At 56.4% G+C, this 16,810-nt stretch carries 17 protein-coding genes and 3 pseudogenes; 9 read left to right on the top strand and 11 right to left on the bottom strand.

The genetic code is table 11. From position 1 onward, the window contains the following. Positions 1-239 precede the first annotated feature (239 nt). The gene (locus ABWO67_RS14005) at positions 240-797 is read right to left on the bottom strand and encodes a hemerythrin domain-containing protein (protein WP_353152525.1); all 558 of its coding nucleotides are present in this window, start codon (positions 795-797) and stop codon (positions 240-242) included. A gap of 105 nt (positions 798-902) precedes the next feature. On the opposite strand from ABWO67_RS14005, the gene ABWO67_RS14000 reads away from it, so the two are divergent. Continuing rightward, positions 903-1,505, top strand: coding sequence for a peroxidase-related enzyme (locus ABWO67_RS14000; protein WP_353152523.1), 603 nt, complete (start codon positions 903-905; stop codon positions 1,503-1,505). A gap of 11 nt (positions 1,506-1,516) precedes the next feature. Here the strand turns inward: ABWO67_RS14000 and epsC are convergent, their stop codons facing one another. Then, the gene (gene epsC / locus ABWO67_RS13995) at positions 1,517-2,440 is read right to left on the bottom strand and encodes a serine O-acetyltransferase EpsC (protein ID WP_353152521.1); all 924 of its coding nucleotides are present in this window, start codon (positions 2,438-2,440) and stop codon (positions 1,517-1,519) included. An 87-nt stretch (positions 2,441-2,527) separates the two neighbouring features. Here epsC and ABWO67_RS13990 point away from each other — a divergent pair, with 87 nt between their 5' ends. Continuing rightward, positions 2,528-2,743: a hypothetical protein gene (locus ABWO67_RS13990; protein WP_353152519.1), complete on the top strand. Its 216-nt coding sequence runs from the start codon at positions 2,528-2,530 to the stop codon at positions 2,741-2,743. 82 nt (positions 2,744-2,825) lie between these two features. After that, the gene (locus ABWO67_RS13985; RefSeq protein WP_353152517.1) at positions 2,826-3,725 is read left to right on the top strand and encodes a DMT family transporter; all 900 of its coding nucleotides are present in this window, start codon (positions 2,826-2,828) and stop codon (positions 3,723-3,725) included. Here the strand turns inward: ABWO67_RS13985 and ABWO67_RS13980 are convergent. Then, on the bottom strand, positions 3,722-4,390 hold the full coding sequence (locus ABWO67_RS13980) for a winged helix-turn-helix transcriptional regulator (protein WP_353152515.1): 669 nt from the start codon (positions 4,388-4,390) through the stop codon (positions 3,722-3,724). The two genes, ABWO67_RS13985 and ABWO67_RS13980, sit on opposite strands and share 4 nt — an antisense overlap. Positions 4,391-4,532: 142 nt before the next feature. Between ABWO67_RS13980 and ABWO67_RS13975 the strand changes: the two are divergent. Both ABWO67_RS13975 and ABWO67_RS13970 read left to right on the top strand, forming a co-directional pair. Beyond that, a pseudogene (locus ABWO67_RS13975) lies at positions 4,533-4,925 on the top strand (YybH family protein); the annotation flags it as partial. A gap of 87 nt (positions 4,926-5,012) precedes the next feature. Next, positions 5,013-5,444: a VOC family protein gene (locus ABWO67_RS13970; protein WP_353152527.1), complete on the top strand. Its 432-nt coding sequence runs from the start codon at positions 5,013-5,015 to the stop codon at positions 5,442-5,444. A gap of 4 nt (positions 5,445-5,448) precedes the next feature. Here the strand turns inward: ABWO67_RS13970 and ABWO67_RS13965 are convergent, their stop codons facing one another. Then, entirely contained in the window at positions 5,449-6,444 is a 996-nt protein-coding gene (locus ABWO67_RS13965; RefSeq protein WP_353152513.1) for a bile acid:sodium symporter family protein, read from the bottom strand. 252 nt (positions 6,445-6,696) lie between these two features. On the opposite strand from ABWO67_RS13965, the gene ABWO67_RS13960 reads away from it, so the two are divergent. Continuing rightward, on the top strand, positions 6,697-7,656 hold the full coding sequence (locus tag ABWO67_RS13960; protein WP_353152511.1) for a DMT family transporter: 960 nt from the start codon (positions 6,697-6,699) through the stop codon (positions 7,654-7,656). Positions 7,657-7,661: 5 nt separating this feature from the next. Here the strand turns inward: ABWO67_RS13960 and ABWO67_RS19345 are convergent, their stop codons facing one another. The 7 genes and pseudogenes from ABWO67_RS19345 to ABWO67_RS13935 all read right to left on the bottom strand — a co-directional run bounded on the left by ABWO67_RS19345 (position 7,662) and on the right by ABWO67_RS13935 (position 13,993). Beyond that, positions 7,662-8,093, bottom strand: coding sequence for a c-type cytochrome (locus ABWO67_RS19345; RefSeq protein ID WP_502930020.1), 432 nt, complete (start codon positions 8,091-8,093; stop codon positions 7,662-7,664). 120 nt (positions 8,094-8,213) lie between these two features. After that, positions 8,214-8,591, bottom strand: a pseudogene (locus tag ABWO67_RS19340) (c-type cytochrome); the annotation flags it as partial. 87 nt (positions 8,592-8,678) lie between these two features. Then, positions 8,679-9,020 (bottom strand): annotated as a pseudogene (locus ABWO67_RS19335) (cytochrome c); the annotation flags it as partial. A 65-nt stretch (positions 9,021-9,085) separates the two neighbouring features. After that, positions 9,086-10,693 (bottom strand): GMC family oxidoreductase, encoded by a 1,608-nt coding sequence (locus ABWO67_RS13950; RefSeq protein ID WP_353152507.1) that lies wholly within the window; start codon positions 10,691-10,693, stop codon positions 9,086-9,088. Positions 10,694-10,703: 10 nt separating this feature from the next. Beyond that, positions 10,704-11,222: a sugar dehydrogenase complex small subunit gene (locus ABWO67_RS13945; protein ID WP_353152505.1), complete on the bottom strand. Its 519-nt coding sequence runs from the start codon at positions 11,220-11,222 to the stop codon at positions 10,704-10,706. A 138-nt stretch (positions 11,223-11,360) separates the two neighbouring features. After that, complete coding sequence (gene recJ, locus ABWO67_RS13940; protein WP_353152503.1) at positions 11,361-13,073, bottom strand: single-stranded-DNA-specific exonuclease RecJ; 1,713 nt, start codon at positions 13,071-13,073, stop codon at positions 11,361-11,363. Continuing rightward, positions 13,055-13,993: a hypothetical protein gene (locus ABWO67_RS13935; RefSeq protein ID WP_353152501.1), complete on the bottom strand. Its 939-nt coding sequence runs from the start codon at positions 13,991-13,993 to the stop codon at positions 13,055-13,057. The genes recJ and ABWO67_RS13935 overlap by 19 nt, the downstream gene beginning before the upstream one ends. 40 nt (positions 13,994-14,033) lie before the next feature. Between ABWO67_RS13935 and ABWO67_RS13930 the strand changes: the two genes are divergently transcribed. The 3 genes from ABWO67_RS13930 to ABWO67_RS13920 form a co-directional block, all read left to right on the top strand. Continuing rightward, positions 14,034-15,305 carry a lipoprotein-releasing ABC transporter permease subunit gene (locus ABWO67_RS13930; RefSeq protein WP_353152499.1) on the top strand — a complete coding sequence of 424 codons (1,272 nt, stop codon included), beginning with the start codon at positions 14,034-14,036 and terminating at the stop codon, positions 15,303-15,305. After that, positions 15,298-16,011 (top strand): lipoprotein-releasing ABC transporter ATP-binding protein LolD, encoded by a 714-nt coding sequence (gene lolD, locus ABWO67_RS13925; protein WP_353152497.1) that lies wholly within the window; start codon positions 15,298-15,300, stop codon positions 16,009-16,011. Before ABWO67_RS13930 ends, lolD begins: the two co-directional genes overlap by 8 nt. Further along, the coding region (locus ABWO67_RS13920; protein WP_353152495.1) for a TatD family hydrolase at positions 16,005-16,810 on the top strand (806 nt) is incomplete at its 3' end. The genes lolD and ABWO67_RS13920, both read left to right, overlap by 7 nt.

The raw sequence follows: 16,810 nt of genomic DNA, 5'->3' as shown, positions 1-16,810 counted from the left end.
GCGTGCTGACGAAGGGAATCCGGGGGGTGTCGTCGGCCGCTGTCTGACCGGAGCGTAGCGCAGGGAGTTCGGCCGACGCCCGGATGGACGAGGCAGACGCGGAAACAAGCACGCCGTGCCGGACTGGCCTCACCCACCCCGGACAACGTCATCAGAGTCTTGCAACCGTCACCAGAGCCGGATAACGTAGCTGAAGCACTCATGATGCATGTGCAGTAAACACTTGAACCGAAAATACGCTAGCCGACAGCTGTGTCGGTAATGCCGCGACGTTCACGCATCGCGCGGCCGATACGTGTGATGTCGTTGTCGCTGAGCAGGCGGGCCGCCATGGGAAGCAGTTCATCTTCTTCGAGCGCGATATGGCGTTCATACAAATCGACGAAAGCCATTACCTTATCTGACGGCAAGAGGGCAGGCTGTCCGCCGGCAACCTGTTCCAGCGTTTGCCTAAGTCCCGCCCAGATCGCTTCCAGTTGACGGTGATCTGCGCTGAGCCCTTCCGTAAGTTCGCGTATGCACACGGCATCAGACCCTGCCATGGATTCGATCAGGGCCGGAAACAAATCCTCTTCTTCATCAGCATGGTGCTGTAGCGCTGCGGTTTCGAAGTAGCGCATGATGTTGGTAGCGGCAGTTCGAGCCTGGTCATCGCTGCCATGCTCGGCAAGATGAGCAACCAGGCGCGTTAGCGTGGCGCATTGGCTTTGAACGCGAATATGGCAGGCGGCCAGCATTTCCAGTGGCGCTTCAGTGCTGGCTGCAGGTGAGGAAAAGCCAGGAAAGTCCATGCTCATGATCAGTGTCCGTGGAAGATAGCCGGTATGATCCCATTATTAGTCAAAAGCGGGACGCCTGCAAACCTGCCTGGAGTCCTGCAATAACAAGGAGAGGAAACGTTTATGCCGCAGCCCGATCATGTTTCTGCACTGGGAGTCCCCGACGCTGGCACCCTGGATGACGACCTTCAAGAAGTATTCAAGAAGTGCGTAGACAAGCTGGGGTTTGTTCCCAATGTGCTTGCCGCCTACAGTCTGCGGCCCAACAAACTGCGCAATTTCATGGCCATGTATAACGAGTTGATGCTGGCGCCATCGGGCTTGAGCAAGCTGGAACGCGAGATGATTGCTGTGGTGGTCTCTAGCGTGAATCATTGCTACTACTGCCTGGTCGCGCACGGTCAGGCCGTGCGTAACTTGTCGGGCGACCCCGAGCTGGGGGAAATGATGGTCATGAATTACCGCGTTGCCAAGCTGGACGCGCGCCAGCGCGCCATGCTGGATTTTGCGTGGAAACTGACTTCGATTCCCGCGCAAGTCACCGAGGAAGATCGCGAACATTTGCGGGCTGTGGGGTTAAGCAACGAAGATATCTTCGACTTGGCCGATACCGTGGCTTTTTACAATATGTCCAATCGCATGGCGATCGGGACAGATATGATTCCGAATCGGGAATATCACGGAATGAGCCGGCCGACACCTTTTGTGCCGCCGGCCCCTAAGTAAGCTGGACTGTGCTATCCCTCGGCTGCGGGATCGCAGCTTTGCATGCCTTGCGAGTCGGCCTGGGTTACGTGCCCGCCAGCCGGCACGTCGTGCATCAGCCATACGTTGCCGCCTACGGTACAGCCCTGGCCCAAGGTGACCCTGCCCAGAATGGTGGCGCCTGCATAAATAACGACGTCATCTTCAACGATGGGGTGGCGCGGCAAGCCTTTTTCCAGCTTGCCGTTGCCGTCGGTGGGGAAGCGCTTGGCGCCCAACGTAACTGCTTGGTATATGCGTACCCGCTCCCCGATGATCGATGTTTCGCCGATGACCACGCCTGTACCGTGGTCGATGAAGAAGCAGGCGCCAATTTGCGCCCCGGGATGGATATCGATACCGGTTTGTGAGTGCGCCAGTTCGGAACACATGCGCGCAAGCAGCGGCAGACCGTGGTTGTAGAAGTGATGGGCGATTCGGTGGTGGATCATGGCCAGCACACCGGGGTAGCACAGCAAGACTTCGTCTACGCTGCGGGCGGCAGGGTCGCCACGGAAGGCCGCAAGGACGTCGCTGTCGAGTAAGCGGCGTATGTCCGGCAGGGCGGATGCAAAGGCCTGCACGGCAGCGACTGCGGTGGCTTCTATGTCGTGGTCACCGTCTTGTCGGTGCCGCATTTGATAATGCAGTTCCAGCCGTACCTGATGCAGCAAGGCGTGGAGGGCTGAGTCAAGGGTATGGCCCACGTAGAAGTTTTCGCTTTCCTGACGCAGGTCCAGAGGGCCAAGGCGCATGGGGAACAGCACGCCTTTCAGGTCGTTGAGAATCGTGCTTATTGCCTGGGGCGAAGGGAATTCGCGTCCGCCAGGCTCATTTACCCGGCCTTGGGAGTCGCGCCATTCCAGCCGTATGGCACTCAGGGAATTAACTATAGGATTGATGTCGAAAACTGCCATGGAAATCTTTTCTCCGGCCTGGATCGAAGCGTTTAAAACTAAACACGTTAAGATCCCAGCAAGCGTTGTTTGTCGGGGGGGACAAATATGATACCAATCTATTCACCAAAATCGGAATCCGAAGCGGCAGTTATTGTTTCGTTGATGCAAGCGTACGGCATTTCTTTCTTGATGCAAGGTGGCGCGTTCAGTTCCATGTATCCGGGGCCAATGACTAACAGCTTGAACGCACAGACACTTTTGGTTGAAGCGGATCATGCCGAATTGGCGACACAATTGATCCAGCCGTTTATCGGTGACTGAATTGATTTCGTGGCGGGTTTAGTACGATAGCGCTTTGTGCAGGCGTGCCGTACATCTTTTTTGCCTGCTGTTGCCGCAACTTATGAATCAAAAACTGACGCCGTCTACCGCCATGCTGCTTATTATCCCACCCTTGCTTTGGGCAGGGAATGCGGTGGTGGGGCGCATGGTCAGCGAGCTTATTCCTCCCATTACGCTGAATTTTTTCCGCTGGGCCATTGCCTTTGCCATATTGTTGCCTTTCGGTTTTTCCATATTCCGCAAAGGCAGCGGCCTATGGCAAAGCCGAAAGCGCTTTGCTTTGCTGGGGCTATTGGGTATAGGGCTGTACAACGCCTTGCAGTATATGGCGCTGCATACCTCGACACCGATCAACGTTACCCTGGTTGGCGCCAGCATGCCGGTGTGGATGTTGCTGGTCGGCACCTTGTTTTTCAAGACAAAGGTCGCAGGCAAGCAGGTCGCGGGGGCGGTGCTATCAGTCGGTGGGGTGCTCATCGTGCTTGGTCATGGCGACTTGCAGCAATTGCTGGCGTTGCAGTTCGTGATTGGGGATCTGTTCATGGTAGTGGCCAGTATTGTGTGGGCTTTTTATAGCTGGCTGCTGATCCAGTCCACCGATACTGAAGCGCTGCGCCGTAGTTGGGCCACTTTTTTACTGGCCCAGATATCATTTGGCGTGGTGTGGTCAGGCGCATTGGCAGCGGGGGAATGGACCCTGACCACTAGCCAGATTCAATGGGGCTGGCCGTTGGCGGCCGCGTTGATTTATGTGGTGGTGGGCCCGGCGATCATCGCGTTCCGGTGCTGGGGCCTGGGAGTACAACGCGCGGGGCCAAGTACGGCTGGGTTTTTCAACAACCTTACTCCGTTGTTTGCTGCATTGATGTCTTCTGCCTTCCTAAGAGAGATGCCGCACGGTTACCATGCAGTGGCCTTTGCCTTGATTGTGAGCGGCATCATATTATCGTCAAGGCGTTAGGCGTCTTTGGGGATGCGCCCGGGAAGCCTGAATAGCGTCAGGAAGCGTTTAACAGCAGCTTTTTTTCCTGTGAATACCAAGGCGCCTTCCTGAATGGCTTGGTCAATATCTGCCTTGCCGTAAGCCAGCATGACCAAGGTGTCCGGGTCTGTTTTCAGCCTGATGTCTGCTTCCGGGGCGCTGCCTCGGAACAAATCGATGTGCGCGTTGTTTATGCGGACAGTGAATTGGTCGTGGGCCAGGCCGATTTCTATCGTTGCCGTGTAGCCGTTGGCCAAGTCCGGATTAAACATGGTGCGCAATGACAGCATCATGGCATCTATCCCCAGCCCGACAGGGCGCGAGAACGAGGGCGATTGCACACCCCAACGTGCCAGTTGATGAATAACCGGTTCGAGTTCGCGACCCCAATCACTGAGTTCGTAGACCCACGCGTTGGCGGGCACAGGCAGTTTTCGACGCCTGACCACTAAGGTCGTTTCTAGTTCGTTCAAGCGCTGCGTAAGTACATTTGGACTGACGCCAGCCAGACCAGCACGCAAGTCGGTGAAACGCTTTGGGCCCAGTAATAGTTCGCGCACTATCAATAAAGCCCACCGTTCGCCCACCACATCCAGGGCGTGGGCGGCAGCGCATGCATCAGAATAGCTTCGTTTTATTGCCATAAGTAAAAGTTTACCACTATAGTCCTAATTTAGGAGTGCTGGGTTGTTAATTAGGATCTGGTAGTGTTAATTTAGCGAAGATGGCCGAAAACGCGGAACATAATCTCGTTAGGTCGTCATCATTCTTGAAAGGAGAGAGACTATGAGCACGCAAGGTGCCAATGCAGCTGCCCAGGCCGAAATCAAGGCCAGGGTGCAAAGCTGGACGAAAGCAGCGGTAGCGGGGGACGTCGATGCAATCATGTCGTACTACGCGCCAGATATCGTATCGTTCGACGCCATTCAGCAACTGCAGTTCAAGGGGGCGGATGCGTACAAAAAACATTGGGAGATGTGCATAGCCATGTGCCCAGGCCCGATGGTTTTCGAGACCAGCGAATTAAGTGTCGAGGCAGAAGATAACGTAGCCTTTGCGCACAGTTTGATCCGTTGCGGCGGCAGCGACGAAAACGGGAAGGAAAAATCGTCGTGGATGCGCATGACGTCCTGCTATCGCAAGATAGCCGGGAAATGGATGACCGTCCATGAGCATTTTTCGGCCCCTTTCGATATGCAGACCGGGAAAGCCTTGTTCGGGCTAGAGCCTGACGGGAATTCGAAGATTCAGCCCATTCCGCAGGGAATGAATACGATAACGCCGCATTTGGTGTGTGCAGGCGCGGCGGATGCCATCGAATTCTATAAGAAAGCTTTTAATGCAACAGAGATGGTGCGCCTTGAGGGCCCGGAGGGCAAGCTGATGCATGGCGCGGTACGCATCGGCGATTCCGTCGTTATGTTGATGGATGAGTTCGAGGAGTGGGGGTCATTAAGTCCGAAAACACTGAAAGGCACGCCTGTGTCGGTGCACCTTTATGTTGACGACGCGGATGCTTCTATGGAACGTGCTAAAGCGGCAGGCGCCAAGGTGGTGATACCGCTGGATGACACGTTCTGGGGTGACCGTTATGGCGTAGTGGAGGATCCATTTGGCCATAAGTGGTCAATTGCGACGCATATACGCGATGTCAGTCCCCAGGAAATACGGGACGGCGCACAAAAAGCATGCGCTTAACGTACTAGGCTTTGAGGCCGGCTTGCTTGGCAGATGCAGCTTGCACAGGCTCGCCGGCTTTTTCGTCTTCCGTATCGTTTTTAAAACGTTGGTACAAGGTAGCGACAAGTGGACCGGATATGTTGTGCCAAACGCTGAAGATCGCGCTGGGTACGGCTGCCAGGGGCGAGAAGTGCGCTGTGGCAAGTGCCACACCCAGACCGGAATTTTGCATGCCGACCTCAATAGACATGGTTTTGCGCTTGGCGACGCTTAGACCCGATAATTTGGCAAGCCAGTAGCCCAACAACAAACCAAGTCCATTATGCAAGACCACCACCGCGAATATCATCAGGCCGCTGGTCGCGATTTTTTCCTGGTTGCCGGCAACGACGGCTGCCACGATGGCAACAATAGCGACGACGGAGACCAAAGGAAGTACATCAATGCAAGCTTTGACTTTTTCGCGCAGCAGCGACTGAGCCAGCACGCCCAAGGCGATAGGAACAATCACAACTTGCACAATAGACCAGAACATGGCCGAGGCGCTGACTTCCAGCCACTGGCTAGCCAAAAGATAGATGAGGGCGGGTGTCACGACTGGCGCCAACAATGTGGTTACCGAGGTGATCGCTACCGATAGCGCCACATCTCCGCGGGCCAGAAAGGTCATCACATTGGATGCAGTTCCGCCTGGGCAGCAGCCCACAAGAATGACGCCGACGGCGACTTCGGGTGGCAGTTGCAATGCGGTGCTAAGTCCCCATGCGATACCCGGCATGATAATGAACTGGCCCAGGACGCCTATAAGCACGTCACCGGGGCGTTTGAACACTTCGGCGAAATCGCTCTTGGACAGGGTAAGCCCCATTCCAAACATGATGATGCCAAGCAATGGCACGATGTAGGGACCGATGCCGCGAAATTGTTCGGGGGCGAAGAAAGCGAGTATTGCGAACAGCAATACCCAGATGGCAAATGTCTTGCCAACAAATTGGCTCAGGCGGGCAATAGCCTGCATGGTGAAATCCTTAAATGATATGGACCGCCAATGCATTACGGCTTGCATGGCAAGCGAAGCAGCGCGGCGGCCGGTAGAATGCAGAATGAATTGGGAATCGCTTAGGGGTTCGGGCTAACGCGGGGTGTGCGTAGGCCGGTCAAAGTTGCGCAGATCATGCGCGAACAATAAACATCAGCTGAATGAGCTGATGCGCTAGCGATAATCCCCAATTGTACTACTTCAAATATCCTGCTAAGGACTGACTTCTGAATGAATAATCGTTCCAATCGCCTGGTTGCGTACGGATGCCTGGCACTAAGCATGTCGCTGGTAGGTTCCTATGTGGCGCTCTCGAAGCCGTTGGCCATGATTTTTCCCGTCTTGTTGCTGGCGTGGCTGCGCTTTGGAATAGGTGGTGTGGCCATGCTTCGCTGGCTGCGCAAGCCCGCTTCCGAGCCCACGTTGTCGCGGCAAACCAAAGGATTGATTTTCCTGGAGTCGTTCCTGGGCAATTTTCTGTTCACGATCTGCATGATTTTCGGTGTCAGCATGACTACGGCGGTGTCGGCGGGGGTAATCATGTCTGCCATCCCGGCAGTGGTAGCGCTGATGAGCCGCGTGTTTTTAAGGGAAGCCATCAGTCACCGGGTTTGGGGTGCTGTGGCCTGCGGCGCGTTGGGCATAGGCTTGCTGTCGCTCGCCAAAGGCGATATGGCGGTAGGGGATGAGGGGACGCTGTTGGCCTCGGCAGCGCGCGACAAGGCCTGGCTGGGCAATCTGCTGATCTTCGGCGCGGTACTGTGCGAGGGCGCCTATGCTGTGATCGGGAAAAAACTGACGGCTGTCATGAGCCCGAAACGTATCAGCGCGGTAATCAATTTGTGGGGATTTGCGCTTACCACTCCTTTTGGTATTTATGCAGCGCTACGTTTTGACTTTTCCGGCGTGCCAGTCAGCATGTGGTTGTTGCTGCTGTTTTATGCCTTGGCGGCCAGCGTCTGGACGGTATGGCTATGGATGACGGGGTTGAAATCCGTACCGGCATCGCGGGCCGGGGTCTTTACCGTGATGTTGCCGGTCAGCGCCGCGGTCGTGGGCATCGCTGCGCTGGGCGAAACCCTGGGAGTCATGCAGCTTATTGCGTTTGCCCTTGCATTGGCCGGCCTGCTCTTGGCTACATTGCCGCCCAAAAAAGCCCGCCCCGGCGTTGTTGCTGAAGGGCGAGCCTAGCCTGACTACTGATGTCGTTTTCGCGACCTTCGTACAAGAAAGCCGATAATCAGCAGCACAATAATGCCGCCGCCGACGATTCCGGCCCGAGCCAACCACACCAGATCTACTGTGCTGTTGGGCGATTGCCCGGATCTCAAGCTCTTGACCTGGTCAGTGGTAATGGTGGCCTGGGGATTGCCATAGTTGCTGATAAGGTAAGTACCGAGCGTGGCGATTTGCTGATCGGATAATTGCGTTTTGAATGCAGGCATGATGGCGCCAGGAGTACCGGGAAGGCGTGGAATGCCTTCCAGTATGACCAGGACCAGGTTGTCGGTCTTGGTCGTGCCCAGGGCCGTATTGTGAAACAGCGAAGGTAAGCCGTCTTTGGTGCCTTGCCCCTGTGCTTGATGGCAGCTTGCGCATTCGGCGTCATACAGTTGCGGCCCGGTCATTTGATTCAAGTCGGCCGGCAAAGGCACACCGCGTATGCTTTTCAAGTCGTCGGCCGCAGCGCCCCAGGCATAGGCGGGACGGCTGTTTGAGGAGTTGGCAATAGCAGGGACAGTTTTCAGATACACCGCAATCGCTTTCAGGTCGGCCTCATTAAGGTGCTGCAAGCTATGGTCGACGGCTTCGGCCATAGGGCCGGCGGCTTGGCCTTTGGCGCCTGCATTGCCGGTGCGCAAGTAGTCAATGATTTCCTGGTCGCTCCAGCCGCCAATGCCGCTATTGATATCTGAAGTGATGTTGGGTGCATGCCATGGGCCGACCTCTCCGCCTGCAAGATTCAGTGAAAAATTCTCGGCCATCAGCATATTGCGTGGCGTGTGGCAGGTGCTGCAATGGGTTAGCCCCTGAGCCAGGTAGGCGCCGCGATTCCAGACTTCGCCTTTATCGGGGATAGGTTCGTAGACTTTCTTGTCCAGGAATAACAGGTTCCACGCCGCCATGGAAAATCGTATGTTGAAAGGGAAGGGCAAGTCGGTAGCCGCAGGCGCTGTGTCGACCGGTTCCACTTCCTTCATGAAGTATGCGTACATGGCCTGGATGTCAGCATCGCTAACCTTGGCATACGAGGTATAAGGCATGGCGGGGTATTCGTGATCTCCGTTGGCCTTGACGCCTTCGCGCACCGCTTTGGTGAACTGATCCAGCGTGTAAGTGCCTATCCCGTGCGTTTTGGATGGCGTGATATTGGTGGAGATGATGTCGCCGATCGGGGTTGGCAAGGCCAGCCCGCCCGCAAAGGGTTTGCCGCCTGGCGCGGTGTGGCAGGCGATACAGTCGCCGGCGGTGGCCAGATATTTCCCTTGTTGAACTAATGCATCGCTATCGCTGGCACCGCTGGGCGAGGCCGCACAGACGCCAAAGCTTGCCATCAGCAGGGCAGTACCTGCACTACATTGCAGTCGTGTCATTAACTTCATTAAAGCCACCTCAATGTTCACGCTTTGGGAGTGTTGGACAGGATGTGATCGGCTGTACGTAGCGCCACGGCAACCGCAGTCAATGTCGAATTGCACGTGCCTGCCGTTGGCAGTACGCCTGTGCTCGCCACGAACAGGTTTTCGTGATCGTGCGCCCGACCGTAGCCGTCGACAACGGAGGTTTTAGGATCTGATCCCATGCTTAGCGTGCCGCAGATATGCTGGTTATTGGCAAAGTCGTCGTCTTTTGTGTAACGCAGATTCGTGCCGCCCATTAGTTGTGCGATACGCGCGAAGTCGCCCTTGGCCACTTGTGCGCCTTTTCGCGTGTAGTCGTCGATAGCGTAATGGGCCTGGGGTTTGGGTATGCCCATGGCGTCTTTTTCGGAACTCAGCGTAATGCGATTGTCAGGATGGGGAAGGACTTCAAGCACTGTCTTGACGTTAAGTTCATGTGCCGCTCGCCAGCGCAATTGCTTTTCTAGCTCTGGGCCGTACACGCCCAAATCTATCAGGGCTGCGGTAGAGCCTGCCACCCGTGAAATATTCGTGAAATCCAGCCGGTAGGCGGCATACTCGGATCGGAAAGGGCCGTCGCGCAGCGTGTTGATGGAACTGGGGCTTTGCGGTCCGCGTCCCAGCCATAATTCTTCTTCCGCATCGAAGGTCAGTGACGTGCTTGGATGATCCATAAGCTTGCGTCCGACGGTGCCCGAACTGTTCGCCAGGCCTTGAGGAAACTTGTCGCTCGCTGACAATAACAATAAACGTGGGCTTTCTATGCCATTGGCAGCCACGATAAAAGTCTTGCCGGTAACTCGGTGCGACGTTTTATCCGGGTCGTAATAATGTACGGCGGCAATGCGGCCTTGAGCATCGTGCTCAAGGCGATAGACATTACAGTTAGGCATCAGCTTGGCCCCAGCCGCTTCAGCCGCATCGGCGGAAAGCCCGCCATGGTACTGAGCATCGATGGGGCAGATGGGCTGGCAACTGTTATTGCCGCAACAGGCCGGCCGGCCATCATAAGTGCGACTGTTGCGCGCTGTTGTGTTGCCCACGACAGGATAGCCGCCAGGCGCAAGCCGCTCGCGTATGCGGCGCATGGCCCAGGGTTCAGCGACTGGCTCCATGGGAAATGGCTTGCTGCGTGGAGAACCCGTGTTGGGTGCTCCGGAAACCCCCATGATTTCTTCGCCTTCCTGGTAGTAAGGGTCGAGATCGTCGTAGCTTATAGGCCAATCGACGCCCACCCCATACAAAGAGTGCATGCGCATATCGCCAGGAACTACCCGCCAGGCATGCGCTGCCCAGTGCCAGGATGTGCCGCCAACCGCACGAATGTACTCGGCGGCGTAGGGATAAGGGCCTGCTTGCACCAGATAACCATTGTCTTGAGGACGGTAGACGGGGTGAGGCGCCCACGGCGCTGGAGGATAGGGCGACATCCAGTCGGACTTACGTGTCGAGTTGCGAAAGCGCGAGACAATTTCGCCGCGAGTGATACGGGGTCCAGCCTCGAGAATGAGGACGGATGCGCCTTGTTTTGCCAGTTTGAGTGCGACCAGCGAACCGCAAATTCCAGAGCCGATTACGACAACATCAGCTGATAGCTGTTGGGCCATCTGCTACTCCTTAGATAGGTTTTTTTTCCCAACTGCCGTAATTGCCATAGGCATACGAAGGAGGTTTGAGCACATCCGACACAATGACGGCATTCAAGGCGTTTTCGTAGGCCAGGCATCGGGCGCTGTCGCCATCGCCAACTATGCCCATGAACCATGCTGTCACGATTTTCTTGGGTAAGGGGGCCAGAGCAGAGTTCGAGGCATCCAGTGCTTTCTGCAATTCAAGAGGATTAATTGCTTGCGAATTGATCAATTCAAGCAAGGTAGAACAGGCTTTGGGAAAATTTGCGTCTTCGGCCTGAAGTGCCTGGTAAAAACGTGCAGCCAGTTCGCTGTCGAGTGACTTACGCCCCGCAAGTATGGCGGAAAGGGCAAGAAAAGCACCGTGGTCGTCATTGGTTATAGCTTGCGCCGCAGCCCAGGGAATGAAGGTCAGGGTATAAGCTGAAAGCAGGCCGGCCAGAACGCGCCTTCGGGCAGGGTTGCGCGCGTCAGCGTCGTCCATTGCTTGATGAGAGCCATCCATATGAAACCTTCTTGTCGGCTGAAGTTACAAGAATGGTACGCTTTTTGCTGAGCCGGTTTAGTGCTCTGCAGCTACGTAATTGTGACTAAACGATACGGCGCTAAAGATTGCATTAGTCTGAAGACTTTGAAGCTTTGTTTAATTCTGGGAGGCGCAGGCATACTCAATAATCAGTTGTGCCGACACCACGCCGTTCCATACATTCTGGTCCAGACGATAAGCAATGTCTGCGTATTCGGGCAGCATGTCCGCATGATTGAACCAAATGGCGTCAAAGCGCTGATTCCCGCGCTCCAGGTTCAGCTTCAGGTGCTTATCTTTTAGCAGCCGTTGTTGCCGCACATGGAAGGTATCGCGGAATATTGGCGCTGGGAAACCGGCCCCCCATACCTGCTGTTGCAGCAGCCCGGCAACCTCGGCGTTGGCATAGCCGCTTTCCAGTGAGCCGTCAGTTTCGATAAGCGGATCAAAGCTGGATCTGCCGCTGAGTTCGATGACGGCTGCATCGAAACCTTTGATAAAGGTGGCATAGGCATCTTCGCGCAACGTCAGCCCCGCGGCCATCGCGTGGCCACCAAACTTAAGGATGATGCCCGGGTAGCGTTTAGAAACCAGGTCTAGTACGTCGCGCAGGTGCACGTCTGGAATCGAGCGGCCGGATCCGCGCAATTCGCCTGAATCGGATCGGGCAAAGGCCAAGGTGGGACGCCAGTATGTCTCTTTCAAGCGTGACGCTACCAGCCCAACTACACCTTGATGCCAATCGGGGTCGTAAACGCACACAGTGGCGCCAATGGTGGGGCTGGACGCTTCGATGGCGGCCAGCGCCTCTTCTCGCATCGTGGTCTCGATGCCGCGGCGTTCCTGATTCATGCCGTCGAGTTGGCGCGCCAGCTCTAATGCCTGGCCTTCGTCGTCGGTAATCAGACAATTGATTCCTATGCTCATGTCGGCCAGTCGTCCTGCGGCGTTAATGCGAGGCCCCAGCGCAAAGCCCAGGTCGAAGCCGCTGGCTTGGCGCGGTTCTCGGCCAGCAACGGCAAATAGTGCCCGCAGACCGGGCTGCATCCGCCCGGCGCGCATTTTTTGCAGGCCCTGGGTGACAAGGACCCGATTATTGGAGTCCAGCTTGACAACGTCCGCGACCGTGCCCAATGCGACGAGGTCGGCCAGGTTGTCGAGACGCGGGCCGCCATCTTTCGGGTATACGCCGCGTTGGCGCAACTCGGCTCTCAACGCGAGCATAAGGTAGAAAATCACGCCTACGCCGGCCAGATTTTTAGAAGGAAAACCGCAGCCGGGCTGATTCGGATTGACGATAACCAGGGCTTGAGGGAGCGTGTCGCCTGGCAGATGGTGGTCAGTGATGACGACGTCGATTCCTGCGAGCGTGGCGGCCTCGACGCCATCGACGCTGGCAATGCCGTTATCGACGGTGATCAGGATATCGGGCTTGCCCGCGGCGTGCTGCACGGCCAGGTCTACGACGGCTGGCGAAAGGCCGTAGCCCGTTTCGAATCGATTGGGCACCAGGAAGTCGACAATGGCGCCCATGCTGCGCAACCCGCGCATGCCTACTGCGCAGGCGGTAGCGCCATCGCAGTCGTAGTCGGCCACAATCAACAAGCGTTTGCGCGCATTGATGGCGTCGGCCAATATGACCGCCGCTTGTTGCAGCTGGGTCAGTTGGGCAGGGGGAATCAATGCCCCCCACACCAGTTGCGTCTCGCTAGGCTGGGTTACACCGCGCGCAGCCCATAGCCGCGCCAGCAAGGGATGTATTCCAGCAGCTTCTAGGGCTTGTACGGCCTGGAAATCAGTTTGCCGATTACTTAATTTTGGTGTGACCACCACTTTCTCCATGCTTGTTGGCTGCCGGGCAGCCATTGTGTCAGTTGGCCCCATGGGGTTGGCCCGACCTCTATTAGACGATCTCTTCCTGTCAGCACCAGCTCGGGCGGCTTGTCACCGGCCAAGGGGCGAAATACACGCGTTTCCAATTGATCCAGCGCCGCCAGCCAACTGCCCCAATCGTGGCTAATGCAAGGTGCGAGCAGTGCATCGTAGGTTTGGACGTCGGCGAGCAAGCCGCTGGAGCGCAACTGGTTGGTGCTGGCTCCCCCGAATAACCATAGACTATTGATGGGTACCAAGCCCTGTTGATAGCGGGCCTGATTGACCGGATGTTCGAACCACAGCATTTGCAGTTCATTGACCAGACGGCGCCAGGGTCGAGCGGTGATGTCTTGCGGCCACCAATCGTTGACCGAGCTTACGCTGACCAACGCTGGGCTTGCGCATCGCGGTGCGAAATCAGTGGGTAATTCCAGGCGCCAGCGCTCAGTGCTACAGGCATGCGCGCTAAAGCCTGTCCCCTCAAATATACTTAGCGCCGATTCGAACAAGGCTACACTCTGCTCTGGTGTAATGGTCAGTTCACTTGCCGGCAATAGTGCTGCGCCGTCGCGAGAGGGCGAAACGTGCACCAGTTCGGCCAGCCAGACAGGGGCGTCGCTTTGCGCAGCGTGTTCGGCCCATAAAGGGGCCAGACCTGCGCTAAGATTCTGTCCTTCCAGTGGCCTGAATCCGTGCTGGATCAACTGCCACTGTTCGTATGGTGTGCAGCCAGTCTGGGCAGGGTCGGCTGGGGTAATGCGCGCACGGCCGCGTTCCAGCCAGCGCAGCAGCGTCGGAGCGGTTTTTTGCAGGTAAGAAGTCAGTTCGCGCGCCTCGCGAGGGTCGGGCAGGGCGCCAGGTAGTACGATTTGCATTCCTGGATTGTAGTGTTAATGGGAAACGGTGACTTTAACGATGTCTTATGAATTTTGGATAGGAGCGCGCTATGCGGGCTTGGCGCGATCCCGGCGGCGCGGCGGCCGTGGCGATCGATTTGTTTCGTTCATCGCCGCCAGCTCTATGGCAGGGATTGCACTTGGCGTGGCCGCTTTGATCGTGGTGCTGTCGGTAATGAACGGGTTTCAAACTCAGGTGCGCGACCGCATGCTTTCCGTCCTGCCGCATATCGAGCTTTACGTCCCGCGGACCGACCCTGAACAGGTTTTATCGCATTGGCGGGAAATTGCCGATCAGGCAAAGCAGAATCCGGCGGTAACAGGCGCAGCCCCTTTTGTTGCGGCTCAGGGCATGATTGTGCGGGGCGAATCGTTAAGCGGCGTTCAGGTGCGCGGTATCGATCCGGAACTTGAAAACGCGGTTTCGGACGTGGCGGGTCAAATGATCGCCGGTGACCTCAAGGCGTTAAAGTCGGGCAGTTTTTCTATTGTGCTGGGTAACCAGATCGCCAATACGCTGGGGGTAGGCGCCGGCGACACCGTATTGGTGCTGGCCCCGCAAGGGTCGATCTCTCCCGCCGGCTTTACGCCGCGGATGCGTCAATTCACTGTGTCCGGAATCTTTTCATCTGGCTACTACGAGTACGACGCGTCGCTGGCCTTTATTAATTTTGAAGACGCTGCCAAGGTGTTCCGCGATAGCGGCACGAGCGGCGTGCGCTTGCGCATTAACGACATGCAAAAGGCCCCCATCGTTGCGCACCAGCTTAGCCAAACGCTGCCGCCCTATGTGCAGGCACAAGACTGGACCCAGAACAACCGGACTTGGTTTGCGGCCGTTCAAACCGAAAAACGCATGATGTTCCTGATTCTTGCCCTTATCGTGGCCGTGGCTGCCTTCAACTTGCTGTCGTCGTTGGTCATGGCGGTAAAAGATAAGCGTTCCGACATTGCCATATTGCGTACCCTGGGCGCGACCCCACGGGAAATCGCAAAAATATTCCTGGTGCAAGGATCATTGATAGGCGTGGTCGGTACCTTGCTGGGTGTGGGTTTCGGCATGCTGGTTGCGTATAACATCGATGTCATCGTGCCCTTCATAGAACGCTTGCTGGGCGTCCAGTTCCTGCCGCAGCAAATCTACTTTATTAGTGAACTGCCTTCCAATCCGCAATTGAACGACATCGTCATTGTGGCAATCACATCGTTGGTATTGTCGTTATTGGCAACACTGTATCCCAGCTGGCGCGCGTCCAGCCTGCAACCAGCCGAGGTACTGCGCCATGACTAATACCCCTGTGGTTCACGCCCTGAGCGCTCACAACCTGGTCAAAACATATCATGAAGGCGGCGTCGCAGTGGAAGTGCTGCGCGACGTCAGCCTGCACGTTGACCAGGGTGAAATGGTGGCGATTGTTGGCGCATCGGGCTCCGGTAAAAGCACATTGCTGCATACCTTGGGTCTATTGGATTTACCGACTTCAGGTTCGGTATTCGTCAACGGCGATTCTGCCGATGGCCTAAGCGAAGGGCAGCGCAGCCAGTTGCGTAACCGTACTCTCGGCTTCGTTTATCAATTCCATCATCTTTTGCCTGAATTTTCAGCGCTGGATAATGTGGCCATGCCTTTGATTGTCCGGCGCGAAAATCGCAATAAAGCCAGGCAGCAGGCGCAGGTCGTGCTAGAGCAGGTTGGTTTGGCTGCGCGCATCGATCACTACCCTGGGCAGTTGTCGGGCGGCGAACGTCAGCGCGTGGCATTGGCGCGTGCGCTGGTAACGCGTCCAACATGCGTGCTGGCTGACGAGCCTACCGGTAATCTGGATCGCTACACGGCCGAAAGCATGTTTGATTTGCTGGTGCGCATGAATCGGGAGTTAGGTACGGCTTTTGCAATCGTTACCCATGATCCGGCCCTGGCTGCGTTGGCGCATAGGCAATTGTCTATGGACAAGGGGCGTTTGGTTGATCCGGAAGTACCGCCTTTGAAATGCTAATCGATACCCATTGTCATCTGGATGCGCGTGAATTTGCGGAAGATCGTTCTTCCGTCATCGAGCGCGCTACCGACAATGGTGTGGCCGCCATCGTCATTCCGGCGGTGGCCCGCTACAACTTTCTAGCTGTGCGCGATCTGGCCCATTCATTCAAGGGTGGTACATATGCTTTGGGGATACATCCTATTTGCGTGCCCGCTGCCGGTGACGCCGACCTGGCTGAATTGGAATCCCATATCCAGCAATCGCTGGACGACCCTCGGTTTGTAGCGATAGGCGAAATAGGCTTGGATTTTTTTATTCCAGCCTTGAAAGAGCCTGCCATGCGCGAAAAGCAAGAGGCCTTTTATACGGCGCAACTGGCGCTCGCTGAACGCTACGGGTTGCCCGTATTGCTGCATGTCCGGCGTTCACAGGATATTTTGCTTAAGCATTTGCGGCGCCGCGCACCCATAGGCGGTATTGCCCATGCATTCAATGGCAGCTTCCAGCAAGCGGAACAATTTATTGAACACGGCTTTGCGCTGGGTTTCGGTGGCGCGATGACGTTCACTCGGGCCTTGCAGATACGGCGCCTGGCTGCTGAGTTGCCATTGGAATCGCTGGTATTGGAAACTGATGCGCCGGACATACCGCCAGCCTGGCTGGGTGAACGGGGGGGCGCCACGCCCAGGAACGAGCCGGGGGAAGTCGCAGGAGTGGCGCGGGTACTGGCTGAACTGCGCGGTCTTTCGCCCGAAGAGGTGATCAATGCGACGGCGGCCAACGCCTGGCGAGTGCTGCCGCGCTTGGCCCGGGT

The organism is Pollutimonas bauzanensis, assembly GCF_040393045.1.
Classification (GTDB): Bacteria; Pseudomonadota; Gammaproteobacteria; order Burkholderiales; family Burkholderiaceae_B; genus Pollutimonas; species Pollutimonas bauzanensis_A.
The sequence above is the reverse complement of the archived record's forward strand: the minus strand, read 5'-3'. Positions and strand labels throughout refer to the sequence as shown.